Origin of the sequence: Zafaria cholistanensis, assembly GCF_008580665.1 — a bacterium.
Lineage (GTDB): Bacteria > Actinomycetota > Actinomycetes > Actinomycetales > Micrococcaceae > Zafaria > Zafaria cholistanensis.
Map to the genome: position 1 here is coordinate 1 of NZ_BKDJ01000005.1, position 11736 is coordinate 11736.

Below are 11736 nucleotides of genomic sequence, written 5' to 3' on the forward strand. Positions count from 1 at the left end.
GCCGAGCGCACCGCACGGTGCTCGGCCAACTCCGAACCATACCTCAGCGGCATGTCCCACCCGCCAAAATCGGTAAACGAGGCACCCAACGCCGCATGCGCCCCATACAACGCGGTCCGGCGCGGAACAACAGTCTCCATCGTGGCATCTGCGGCGGGACCACCGGGGGAGACGGGGGCGGCGGACGGGGTGGCAGTGTGTGCAGCAGTGTGTGTGGCGGTCACGGGGAACTCCAAGGGCTAGTGCCGCACCCTCGGCAGGCGCGGCATCCGAAGAAATTCCTCCCCGCCCTGTTTGTGGAACCTGAGAGTTTCCGCGCAGTGACTTTCCGCGCTTGCACCGTCGGTGGGCTTGTGGCCGCTTTCCAGGGTTGCCCACGGGTGGCGGTACGGGGGCCTGAGAGATTCCCGGGGAGGGAGTTGCTCCTACGGCGCCCGCCGGAAACGGCGGGACTCTCCCGCCACCCATCGTTGGCCGGCCACCGCTCAATAAAGACCGGTGGCCACTTAAAACGCTACACGCCGCTTCCCGGCCAAGGCAAGGGGCCCGCGGCCGGAGCCTGGCACTCCTGAACCGTGGCACTCTCGAACCGTGGCACTCCGGAACCCTGCCTCCCGGGAACGCTGCCCCGCCCGAACCTTTCCTCCCGGTCCCGAAGCGCCGGGGACAGCTAGTCGCGGCCGTCCGGGACGACCCATCCGATGAGCACTGACACGATGCTGATCACGATCGACCCGAAAACGGCGTCCCAGAAGAACGTGTCCACGTGGAAGCCCACCGGGGTGAATGAGGTGATCCAGGACGTCAGCATCAGCATCGCGGCGTTGATGACGATCGCGAACAAGCCCAGGGTCAGGCAGGTGAGGGGCAGCGTGAGCAGGGAAATGACGGGCCGCACGATGGCGTTGACCAGGCCGAAGAGCAGGCCCACGAACAGGTAGCTGAGCGCCGTGGACAGGAACGAGGGGTCCGCCCCGGCCACCTCGGAGCCGATTCGGATGCCGGGGAGCAGCCAGGCGGCCACGGCCAGGGCCACGGCATTGACGGCGACGCGAATCAGGAAACCCACCATGGGCCCATCCTGCCAGACGCGGACCCCCACGTCAGGAGGAGGGGGCACGCCAGGAGGAGGGGCCAGGCGGACGGGCGTTAGACGGTGCTGGCCGCGGAGGCCAGCAGTGCCTCGATCCTGTCGCGGCACCCGCCGCATCCGGTGCCGGCGCGGCAGGAGGCGCCGACCTGCTCCACCGTGGTGCAGCCCTCGCCGACGGCGTGCCCGACCTGGCCGTGGGTGGCCCCGCTGCAGCGGCACAGGACGTCATCCGGACCGGCCGGGGCCGGCGGCAGGGACAGCGCCGCGTCGTCGAGCCGGAAGAGCGTGGAACGGTCGGCCGGCAGCTCGGCGCCGCGTTCATAGAGCAGGACCAGCTCGGCCGCGGTGCGCGGCATGCCGACCGCGACGAAGCCGGTGAGCACTCCGTCGACCGTGACCATCTTGCAGTACCGTCCCTGCTGCGGGTCGGCCCAGACCGCCACCCGCTGCGGGCTTCCGCCCCAAGGCGCGGAGTCCCAAGGGCCGGGTGAGACGTCGCCGCCGGCGGCGACGTCGACTCCGCGGGCCTTGAGCAGGATGATGCCCGGGCGCTCCTCCGCCAGGGGGTCCACTGCCGGAGCGGCGGGCCCGGGCCCGTCGAGGAAGCCCGGGGCCGGGTGCTCCACCAGGTACTTCGCGAGCCACGCCGCCTGGGTCCAGCCGGGGCCGATCAGTCCGCTCGGCGGGCGCCCGGCCACCGCCGCGCAGTCGCCGACCGCGAAGACGCGGTCCTCGGTGTCCGCCCGCAGGAACCGGTCCACGACGATTCCGCGGTCCACGGTCAGGCCGCAGCCTTCGGCCAGCTCGGCGCGCGCCCGGACCCCGACGGAGAGCACCAGCAGGTCTCCGGGCACCACGGTTCCGTCCCCCAGCTCCAGCCCCGTGAAGCGGCCCTCCTCCAGCCGGACGGCCACCGCCCTGGCCTGGGGCACCACGTCCACGCCCGCGGCGGCAAGTGCCGCGGAAAGCAGCCGGCCGCCGTCGTGGTCCAGGGCCCGGGCCAGCGGGATGTCGCCGTGGTGCACCAGCGCGGCGCGGGCGCCCTGCTCGCGGATGGCCAAGGCAGCCTCGACGCCGAGGATGCCGCCACCGAGCACCACCACCCGGCCGCCGGAACGGACCACCGGCAGCAGCGCCGCGGCGTCGTCGAGGTCGCGCAGCGCCACCACGCCTTCGGGCAGGCGCGGCTCCCCGTGCGGGGCGAAGTCCAGCCCGCGCAGCACCGGCACCACGGCGCGGGCCCCGGTGGCGAAGACGATCCGGTCGTAGGGGAGGACGCCGCCGTCGGAAAGCAGGACGGTGCGGCGGGCACGGTCCACCCGGCGGGCCGCGGTCCCCAAACGAACCTCCACGCCCTCGGCAGCCAGGTCTTCCGCGTCGGACAGGGCGACCGCCTCCGGGGCGGTCCGGCCGGTGCCCACGTCGGCGACGAGGACACGGTTGTATGCGGCGTGGACTTCGGCACCGACGACGGTCACCAGGACCCGTCCGGCCCGTACCGCGGGCAGGAGGTCCTCGACCAGCCGGGCGGCGACGGGGCCGAAGCCGAGCACCACGATCCGCTCCGGCGCGCTCATCGTGCGGCCTCCGCCAACGGGCGGGCAGCGGCCTCCGCGCCGCGCCGGCGCACGGCCCCGGGCGGGAGATCGGCAGGCAGCGCATCGGCGGGCAGGCCGGCGGGCAGGGCGGACAGGGACACGGAGGCGTTCTTGAAGCCGGGCATGGAACTCACTGGGTCGGTTGCGGGGGAGGTCAGGAGGTTGGCGCTGGCGTCGCCGGGGAAGTGGAAGGGAAGGAAAACGCAGTCGGTGCGCATTCCGGAGTCCAGCGTCGCGCGGGCGACCACGCGCCCGCGCCCGTTGGAGAGCAGGACCATGTCTCCGTCGGCCACGCCGTGGGCCACCGCGGTCGCGGGGTGCAGCTCGGCGCGCAGTTCCGGCTGCGCCGCATTCAGTTCCGGAACGCGGCGCGTTTGGGCGCCGGACTGGTAGTGCTCCAGCAGCCGCCCGGTCAGCAGGGTCAGGGTGCCCGGGAGGTTCAGCTGCTCGGCCGGGGCACCGAAACGCACGGCAACCATCCGGGCCTTGCCATCCGGGTGGGCGAACCGGTCCATAAACAGGCGTGGGGTACCCCGCAGCGTGGGGCCCGGCGCCGGAGCGCTTCCCGCCAAGCCGTCCTTTTCGGCACTGTCCTTTTCGGCACTGTCCTCTTCGGCGCTGTCCCTTGCGGCACCGCCCGCGCGTGTTCCGCCGGCGGGGGAGGCGTCCGCCGGGCAGGGCCAGTAGACCGCCTCCCCGGCGTCGAGCGCCGCATAGTCGATTCCGGAGTAGTCGGCGAGCCCGCCCCGCGAGGCTTCGCGCAACTCCTCGAAGACCTCGCGCGCATCGGTGGGGAACCGGCCGGGGGAGTCCAGGCGGCGCGCCAGCTCAGCCATGATCCACAGCTCCGAACGGGCCCCGGACGGGGGCGTGACGGCCCGGCGCCGGCGCAGGATGCGCCCTTCCAGGTTGGTCATGGTGCCTTCCTCCTCGGCCCACTGGAGGACGGGCAGGACCACGTCCGCCTCCGCCGCGGTTTCAGAGAGGAAGAAGTCGGCGACGACGAGGAAGTCGAGCCGGCGCAATCCCTCCATGACCCGTCCGGCGTCGGGTGCGGAGACCGCCACGTTCGACCCGTGGACGAACAGCATCCGCGGCCCGCCGGGCAGTCCCAAGCTGTGCAGCAGTTCGGCGGCGGGCACGCCGGGGCCCGGTATGAGCGATTCGTCCACGCCCCAAGCGGCCGCCACATGGGCCCGGTGCGCCGGGTCGGTGATCTTCCGGTACCCGGGCAGCTGGTCCGACTTCTGTCCGTGCTCGCGCCCGCCCTGCCCGTTGCCCTGCCCGGTGAGCGTGCCGAAGCCGCCCGCCCGGGTGCCGGGCAACCCCAGCAGCAGGGCCAGGTTGATCGCGGCGGTGGTGGTGTCGGTGCCGTTCACGTGCTGCTCGACGCCGCGGCCGGTCAGCACGTAGACCGGCGCGCCGCCGGCGCGGGCGGCGCGGGCGGCCTCCGCCAGCCGGCGGGCCGCCGTGCGCAGCAGGTCGGCGGGAACGCCGGTGGTGGCCTGCGCGCGTTCGGGCCACCAGGGCGCAACCGAACGGGCGACGGCGTCGCGGCCCACGGTGCGGCTTGCCAGGTAGTCCTCGTCGGCCAGGCCCTCGGCAAGCACGATGTGCGCCAGGCTGAGCAGCAGCGGCAGATCGGTGCCGGGGGTCGGCTGCAGGTGGAGCCCGGCGCCGTCGTCGGACAGCCGGGCGGTGGCGGAGCGGCGGGGGTCGACGACCATCAGCCCGCCCGCGTCGCGGGCGCCCTGCAGGTGCCGCACGAACGGCGGCATGGTTTCGGCGACGTTGGAACCGAGCAGCAGGATGGCGCCGGCGCCGCCCAGGTCGGCCAGCGGGAACGGCAGGCCGCGGTCCAGCCCGAACGAGCGGTTGCCGGCCGCCGCGGCCGAGGACATGCAAAAGCGTCCGTTGTAGTCGATCAGCCGCGTCCCCAGCGCCAACCGCGCAAACTTTCCCAGCTGGTAGGCCTTCTCATTGGTCAAGCCGCCGGCGCCGAAGACGGCCACGGCGTCCGGGCCGTAAGCGGCCCGCAGCGTGCGCACCTTCGCAGCGACCAGGTCCAGGACCTCGTCCCAGGCCGCCGGCCGCAGTACCCCGTCGGGACCGCGCAGCAGCGGCTCGACGATGCGGTCCGCCGCGCCCAGCAGCTGCGCGGAGGACCACCCCTTGCGGCACAGGGCGCCGCCGTTGGCCGGGAACTGCCGGGGCTGGACGTCAGCACCCCGGTCAGCGGATCCGGCCGTTCCGTCCGCGGGCCCGCCCGGGGAGACGGACATGGCGCACTGAAGGGCGCAGTAGGGGCAGTGGGTGGGGGTGTTTGCGGGGGTGGAGCCGGCCTGGGGCATGGGCTAGACCCCCTGCCGGGCGAAGACGGTGCCGGGGCGCAGGTAGCAGAACCAGGCCAGCCCGAGCAGGACCAGGTAGGTCGCGACGAACCCCACGAAGGCGGCGGCGTAACCGCCGGTGGCGGTCGCGGACAGGCCCAGCATCTGCGGGATGAGGAAGCCGCCGTAGGCGCCGATGGCCGAAACGAGGCCCAGTGCCGCGGAGGCCTTGCGCTCCGGGCCCACCGGATCGGCCTTTTCGACCGAACGCAGGGAGAAGACCGTGGGGATCATCTTGTAGGTGGAGCCGTTGCCGATGCCGCTGGCGGCGAACAGCAGCATGAACAGGAACAGGAAGAGCCAGAAGTTGCCCAGCGGCAGCGTGGCGATGACGGCGACCGTGATCGTGGCCATGGCGGCGAACGCCGTCACGGTGATCCTGGCCCCCCCGGTCCGGTCCGCCAGGCGACCGCCCAGCGGGCGGGAGAGGGAGCCCACGAGCGGGCCGAGGAAGGACAGCGACAGGGCGGCCCCGGCCACGGCGAAGGTGGAGAACTCGGGGAAGGTGTCCTTGATCAGCTTGGGGAAAACGGCGGAGAAGCCGATGAACGAGCCAAAGGTGCCGATGTAGAGCAGGGAGATGATCCACAGGTGTGGTTCGCGCAGCGCGGCCAGCGAGCCGGCGATGTCGCCCTTGGCGTGGCTGAGGTTGTGCATGTGCTTCCGGGCGCCCCACGCGGCCAGCAGGATCAGCGGGATCCAGATCAGGCCGGCCATGGACAGGTTCAGCGTGCCGGCGGCGAAGACGGTGATCGCGATCGGGACCACGAGCTGCGCAACGGCGGCCCCCAGATTGCCGCCGGCGGCGTTCAGCCCCAGGGCCCAGCCCTTTTCCCGGGCCGGGTAGAAGTAGGTGATGTTGGCCATCGAGCTGGCGAAGTTGCCGCCGCCGAAGCCGGCCATCCCGGCCAGTGCCAGCAGCGCCCAGAAGGGGGTGGTGGGGTTGGAAACGGCCAGGGCCAGGCCGCCGGCCGGCAGCAGGAGCAGCAGGGCGGAGACGACCGTCCAGTTCCGGCCGCCGAAGCGGGCCACCATGAAGGTGTAGGGGATGCGCAGCGTTGCGCCCACCAGGCTGGGCATGGAGATCAGCCAGAAGATCTCGCCGGTGCTCAGCTGGAAACCGGCAGCCGGGAGGTTGACCGCGACGATCGACCACAGCTGCCAGACGACGAACCCGAGGAATTCGCAGAAGATCGACCACTTGAGGTTGACCGCCGCCGTCGCGCGGCCCACGCCGTCCCAAAAGGTGCTGTCCTCGGCGTTCCAGTTGTCCACCCAGCGGCCGCGGCGCATTTGGAGCGACGGGTGCGGGGGGGCAGAAACGGAGGCGCCGGGCTGCGGGGCGCCTGCTTGCATCTGATCGGTGGTCATGCGATCTCCCGGGTCTTGGGGTCGGTTCCCCTCCACAGTCCCAAATGCATGTTGCGGCAATACGCAGTGAATGTTGCGATTAGCGAAACCGTGCTTCACGCCGGCCCGGAAATGCTGTGAGGCCACGGGCCCGGAGCCTGGAGTCCGGGACGCGGCCGGAGGCGCGTCGGCGCTAGGCTAAACGCTATGAGCATCGAGAACAGCGTCCCTTCCGCAGAGGTGCAGCCCCGTCCCGTGGTGGGGCGCCTGCCGAAGTATGCGGCCGGGAAGCCCCCCGCGCCCGTGGAGGGATTGGCCGCCTACAAGCTCGCCTCGAACGAGAACCCCATGCGGCCGGTTCCGGCCGTTCTTGAGGCCATCGCGGCCCAGACGGCCTACAACCGCTACCCCGACCCGGTCAGCACCAAGCTGCGCACCGCCCTGGCCGGGTTCCTGGATGTGCCCGCGGAGGACGTCGTCACCGGGGCCGGCAGCCTCGGTGCCCTGACCCAGATTCTGGCCGGCTTCGCCGGGCAGAACGACGACGGCGTGCCCGACGAGGTGGTCTACGCCTGGCGCTCCTTCGAGGCCTACCCGATCTGCGTGGGCACCTCCGGCGCGGCGTCCGTGCAGGTTCCGCTGACCGCCGGCGGACGGCACGACCTGGACGCGATGGCCGCGGCGGTCAACGAACGCACCTCCGTGGTGCTGCTGTGCACCCCGAACAACCCCACCGGCCCCGTGCTGACCACGGCCGAGGTCGAGGACTTCCTGGCCAAAGTCCCCCGCGACGTGCTGGTGGTCATCGATGAGGCCTACCGGGAGTTCGTGCGCAACCCCGAGGCCGTGGACGGGATCGAGATGTACCGCAGGCACCCGAACGTCGCCGTGCTGCGCACTTTCTCCAAGGCCCACGGCCTGGCCAACCTCCGCGTCGGCTACTCGGTCGCCCGGCAGCACATCACCCGGCACCTGCGGGTCGTTGCCACGCCGTTCGCCGTCTCCTCAGTTGCCGAGGACGCTGCCGTTGCGTCGCTGGCCCACTACGGCGAAGTTGTGGAAAAGGTACAAAGCCTGGTGGACGAGCGCACCCGCGTGGTGGCCGGCCTGCGGGAGCTTGGATGGACGGTTCCGGAGGCGGAAGGCAACTTCGTGTGGCTGGCCCTGGGGAAGGACGCGCAGGATTTTTCCCGCTTTGCCGGGGAGCACGCGCTGTCCGTGCGCGCCTTCGCCAACGAGGGGGTCCGGGTCAGTATCGGCGAGGTCGAGGCCAATACGCGCTTCCTCGAAATTTGTAGCAAGTATCCTAAGAGGCCGGGGCTTTCCTAGTCGTAACCAAACCAAAAAGTGGTGCAACGGGGCCTATAGGCTAAAGGTGCATCCCACATATGCCTCCAGAGGAATGCATTCCGCGCGGGGCATATTTCCAAGTGAAGGGCTTTGACGCATGACCTCCACCCGGCAGGACTCCGCCGCTCCGGACAGCGCTGCGCCCCAGGGCGCCCTTTTCCCGAACGCCGACGCCCCGGGCCCGGCGAACCGGGACGCGGCAAACCCCGACACGGCGGACGGGGAGATGGTGCAGTTGCTCGACCAGGACGGTGCCCTGCGCGCGGATCCGGACTTCTCCGGCTACATCTCGGACGTCGATGCGCAGATGCTGCGTGGTTTTTACCGAGACATGGCGCTGACCCGGCGCTTCGACCAGGAGGCGACCGCGCTTCAGCGCCAGGGCCAGCTGGCGCTGTGGGTTCCGCTGCGGGGCCAGGAGGCCGCGCAGATCGGCTCGGGCCGGGCTACCCGTTCCCACGACTACATCTTCCCCACCTACCGGGAGCACGGCGTTGCGCTGACCCGGGACGTGGACTTCCCGCAGATGCTGCGCATCTTCCGTGGCATCTCCAATGGCGGGTGGGATCCGCGGGAGAACAACTTCCACATGTACACGATGGTGCTCGCGGCGCAGGTGCCCCACGCCACCGGCTACGCCATGGGGATCCAGCGGGACCAGGCCGGCTGGGACCGGGCGCGCCTGGAGCGGGAGGGCACCGCCGTCGTGGCCTACTTCGGCGACGGCGCCTCCTCGGAGGGCGACGTCCACGAGTCCATGGTGTTCGCCTCCAGCTACAAGTCCCCCGTGGTGTTCTTCTGCCAGAACAACCAATGGGCCATCTCCGTGCCGACCCGCGTGCAGTCCCGGATCCCCCTGGCCGAGCGGGCCAGGGGCTACGGGTTCCCCGGCATCCGCGTGGACGGCAACGACGTCCTCGCGGTCCTGGCCGTCACCCGCTGGGCCCTCGAGCGCGCCCGGCGCGGCGAGGGGCCGGTGCTGATCGAGGCGTTCACTTACCGCATGAGCGCGCACACCACGGCGGACGATCCCACCAAGTACCGGCTCTCCGCGGAAGAGGAGTCCTGGGCGCCCAAGGACCCGCTGGTCCGTCTGGAGAAACACCTGCGCTCGGCGGGGCACGCCGACGACGCGTTCTTCGAGCAGGTCGCCCGCGCCGGGGACCAGATGGCCGCACGCGTCCGCGAGGAGGCACTGGCCTTCCCGGACCCCACGCTTGAGGACTCGTTCAACAACGTCTACGCCGAAGCGCACCCCCTCATCGCCGAGGAACTGCGCTGGCACAAGGAATACGAGGCCGGGTTTGCGCAGAGCCCGGCAGAGGCCGGCCAGGAGGGCGCCCGATGACCACGATGACCATCGCCAAGGCGATCACGGCCGGCTTGCGCCGGGTCCTGGAGCAGAATCCCAAATCCCTGCTGATCGGCGAGGACATCGGCAAGCTGGGGGGCGTCTACCGCGTCACCGAGGGGCTGCAGGCCGGCTTCGGCGAGGACCGAGTGGTCGATTCCCCGCTGGCCGAGTCCGGCATCATCGGCACCAGCATCGGGCTGGCCCTGCGCGGCTACACCCCGATCGCGGAGATCCAGTTCGACGGCTTCGTCTTCCCGGCCTTCAACCAGATCACCACGCAGCTGGCCAAGATGCGCTCCCGCAGCGAGGGCCGCTTCGGCGCGCCCGTGGTGATCCGCATTCCCTACGGCGGCGGCATCGGGTCGATCGAGCACCACTCCGAGTCGCCGGAGGCGCTGTTCGCGCACACGGCGGGCCTGCGCATCATGGTTCCGTCCAACGCCCACGACGCCTACTGGATGATCCAGGAGGCGGCCGCCTCCCAGGATCCGGTGATCTTCTTCGAGCCCAAGCGCCGCTACTGGCTCAAAGGCGAGGTGGACACCGAAAACCCGGCTCCGCCGGCCGCCGCCGCGCAGGTGGTCCGGCCCGGGCGGGACGCGACGATCGTTACCTACGGGCCGCTGGTGCCGGTGGCGCTGGCCGCCGCCGAGGCCGCCCAGGAGGACGGGCGCAGCGTCGAGGTCGTGGACCTGCGCTCGGTCAGCCCGATCGACTTCGACACCGTCGTCGAATCCGTGGAGAAGACCGGCCGGCTGGTGGTCACGCACGAGGCCCCGACCTTCGGGGGGATCGGAGGGGAGATCGCCGCGCGCGTCTCGGAGCGCGCGTTCCTGTCCATGGAGGCCCCCGCCATCCGCGTGGGCGGCTTCCACATGCCCTACCCGGTCTCCAAGGTGGAGGACCAGTACCTGCCGGACATCGACAAGCTGCTCGATGCCCTTGACCGTTCGTTCGCCTACTAGGAGCATCCCGTGAGCACGTTCAACCTGCCCGACGTCGGCGAGGGCCTCACCGAGGCGGAGATCGTTTCCTGGAAGGTGCAGCCCGGGGACACCGTGGCCATTAACCAGGTCTTCGTCGAGATCGAAACCGCCAAGTCGCTCGTCGAGCTGCCCAGCCCGTTCGCCGGCACCGTGACCGAACTGTGCGCGGCGGAGGGGCAAACGCTGGAGGTGGGCCAGCCGCTGTTCGTGGTGGCCGAGGCCGCGCCCGCGCCCTCCGGGGCCGCGCAGCCTGCCCCGGCTCCTGTCCGGTCGCACGACACCGACCCGGAACCCGGCATCCTCATCGACTCCCACGCGCTCGTCGAGGGTGCCGACGCCGGGGCGGCCCCGCTGGTCGGCTCCGGTCCGAAGGCCGACCCGGTGCGGCGCCGTCCCCGCCTGGGACGCCCTCCGGTCGTGAAGGCGCCAGCGGCCAAGGCTCCGGCCACGGCGACGGCCAGCGCTGCGCCGGCCGCTCACTCGCCCGCCGCTTCCGGCGCGGCCGGCGCGGCCGCCGTCGTGCGTTCGGCGGGACCGGCCATGGCCTCGATCCTCAACCGCGTGCTGGCCAAGCCGCCCGTGCGCAAGATCGCCAAGGAACTGGGCATTGACCTGAGCAAGGTGCGCGGCACCGGAGGCGGAGGGGAGGTCACCCGCGAGGACCTGATCTCCTACCAGGCCCAGCGCGAGGCGGAGCAGGCGGCGGCCCCCACCTTCTGGTCCCACGGGGAGCAGGAGGACCGGATTGAGCGCCAGCCCGTCAAGGGCGTGCGCAAGGCCACCGCCAAGGCGATGGTCGAATCCGCGTTCACCGCCCCGCACGTGAGCATCTTCGTGGACGTCGATGCCTCGCGCACCATGGAGTTCGTGCAGCGGCTCAAGAAGAGCCGCGACTTCGAGGGCATCAAGGTCTCCCCGCTGCTGATCCTGGCCAAGGCGGTGATTTGGGCGGCCGCGCGCAACCCGAGCGTGAACGCGAGCTGGGTCGAGACGGAGAACGGCGCGGAGATCCACGTCAAGCACTTCATGAACCTGGGCATCGCGGCCGCCACCCCGCGGGGGCTCCTGGTGCCGAACCTCAAGAACGCGCAGGACCTGTCCCTGAGGGAACTGGCCATTGCCCTCAACGAGTTGGCGACCGCCGCCCGCGAGGGCAGGACCAGGCCCGCGGACATGCAGAACGGCACCCTCACGATCACCAACATCGGCGCCCTGGGCATCGACATCGGCACCCCCATCATCAACCCGGGCGAGGTCGCGATCGTGGCGTTCGGCACCATCCGGCAGAAGCCGTGGGTGGTCTCCGGGGAGGTCATCCCGCGCTGGATCACCACGCTGGGTGGATCCTTCGACCACCGAGTGGTGGACGGGGACCTGTCCGCCCGGTTCATGGCGGACGTCGCCGCCATCATGGAGGAGCCGGCGCTGCTGCTGGACTAGTTCCGCCGCGGGTCCGGAAAGAGTTCGCAGGTCCGGAAAGCGGGTCCCGTCCGGCCGAGGCCTCCGGGCCGGTGCCTTCGTCCTGCGCGTGGCCGCCCGGCCGTCCGGGACAAAACGCCTGGCCTTGCGGACATGGGACGACGGCGGCACCCCTACCGGGTGCCGCCGTCGCCGT

The 11736-nt window shown here is 71.3% G+C and carries 8 protein-coding genes, 1 pseudogene and 1 riboswitch; of the genes and pseudogenes, 4 read left to right on the forward strand and 5 right to left on the reverse strand.

Going from position 1 to position 11736, the window contains the following annotated elements; genetic code table 11:
• The 5 genes and pseudogenes from NCCP_RS15225 to NCCP_RS05985 all read right to left on the reverse strand — a co-directional run.
• Positions 1-224, reverse strand: a pseudogene (locus tag NCCP_RS15225) (hypothetical protein); the annotation flags it as partial.
• A 150-nt stretch (positions 225-374) separates the two neighbouring features.
• A riboswitch (glycine riboswitch) is annotated at positions 375-470 on the reverse strand.
• A gap of 200 nt (positions 471-670) precedes the next feature.
• Positions 671-1072, reverse strand: a complete 402-nt coding sequence (locus tag NCCP_RS05970; RefSeq protein ID WP_149956344.1) for a phage holin family protein — start codon at positions 1070-1072, stop codon at positions 671-673.
• Positions 1073-1149: 77 nt separating this feature from the next.
• A complete protein-coding gene (locus NCCP_RS05975) occupies positions 1150-2670 on the reverse strand; it encodes an FAD-dependent oxidoreductase (protein WP_149956345.1) in 1521 nt (506 codons plus the stop codon).
• Positions 2667-5042, reverse strand: coding sequence for a molybdopterin oxidoreductase family protein (locus tag NCCP_RS05980; RefSeq protein WP_149956346.1), 2376 nt, complete (start codon positions 5040-5042; stop codon positions 2667-2669). Before NCCP_RS05980 ends, NCCP_RS05975 begins: the two co-directional genes overlap by 4 nt.
• A gap of 3 nt (positions 5043-5045) precedes the next feature.
• Positions 5046-6452 carry an MFS transporter gene (locus NCCP_RS05985; protein WP_149956347.1) on the reverse strand — a complete coding sequence of 469 codons (1407 nt, stop codon included), beginning with the start codon at positions 6450-6452 and terminating at the stop codon, positions 5046-5048.
• A 186-nt stretch (positions 6453-6638) separates the two neighbouring features.
• Between NCCP_RS05985 and NCCP_RS05990 the strand changes: the two genes are divergently transcribed.
• The 4 genes from NCCP_RS05990 to NCCP_RS06005 all read left to right on the forward strand — a co-directional run bounded on the left by NCCP_RS05990 (position 6639) and on the right by NCCP_RS06005 (position 11561).
• Positions 6639-7760 carry a histidinol-phosphate transaminase gene (locus tag NCCP_RS05990; protein WP_149956348.1) on the forward strand — a complete coding sequence of 374 codons (1122 nt, stop codon included), beginning with the start codon at positions 6639-6641 and terminating at the stop codon, positions 7758-7760.
• 118 nt (positions 7761-7878) lie between these two features.
• Positions 7879-9129: a pyruvate dehydrogenase (acetyl-transferring) E1 component subunit alpha gene (pdhA, locus tag NCCP_RS05995; protein WP_479688376.1), complete on the forward strand. Its 1251-nt coding sequence runs from the start codon at positions 7879-7881 to the stop codon at positions 9127-9129.
• Entirely contained in the window at positions 9126-10100 is a 975-nt protein-coding gene (locus NCCP_RS06000; RefSeq protein ID WP_149956349.1) for an alpha-ketoacid dehydrogenase subunit beta, read from the forward strand. The genes pdhA and NCCP_RS06000 overlap by 4 nt, the downstream gene beginning before the upstream one ends.
• A gap of 9 nt (positions 10101-10109) precedes the next feature.
• A complete protein-coding gene (locus tag NCCP_RS06005) occupies positions 10110-11561 on the forward strand; it encodes a dihydrolipoamide acetyltransferase family protein (RefSeq protein ID WP_149956350.1) in 1452 nt (483 codons plus the stop codon).
• Positions 11562-11736: the final 175 nt, after the last annotated feature.

Excerpts from the sequence above, each read along its gene's own strand:
- NCCP_RS05985 (WP_149956347.1), bottom strand. The coding sequence starts at position 6,452 with ATGACCACCGATCAGATGCAAGCAGGCGCCCCGCAGCCCGGCGCCTCC.
- NCCP_RS06000 (WP_149956349.1), top strand. The coding sequence starts at position 9,126 with ATGACCACGATGACCATCGCCAAGGCGATCACGGCCGGCTTGCGCCGG.
- NCCP_RS05990 (WP_149956348.1), top strand. The coding sequence starts at position 6,639 with ATGAGCATCGAGAACAGCGTCCCTTCCGCAGAGGTGCAGCCCCGTCCC.
- pdhA (WP_479688376.1), top strand. The coding sequence starts at position 7,879 with ATGACCTCCACCCGGCAGGACTCCGCCGCTCCGGACAGCGCTGCGCCC.
- NCCP_RS05975 (WP_149956345.1), bottom strand. The coding sequence starts at position 2,670 with ATGAGCGCGCCGGAGCGGATCGTGGTGCTCGGCTTCGGCCCCGTCGCC.
- NCCP_RS05970 (WP_149956344.1), bottom strand. The coding sequence starts at position 1,072 with ATGGTGGGTTTCCTGATTCGCGTCGCCGTCAATGCCGTGGCCCTGGCC.
- NCCP_RS05980 (WP_149956346.1), bottom strand. The coding sequence starts at position 5,042 with ATGCCCCAGGCCGGCTCCACCCCCGCAAACACCCCCACCCACTGCCCC.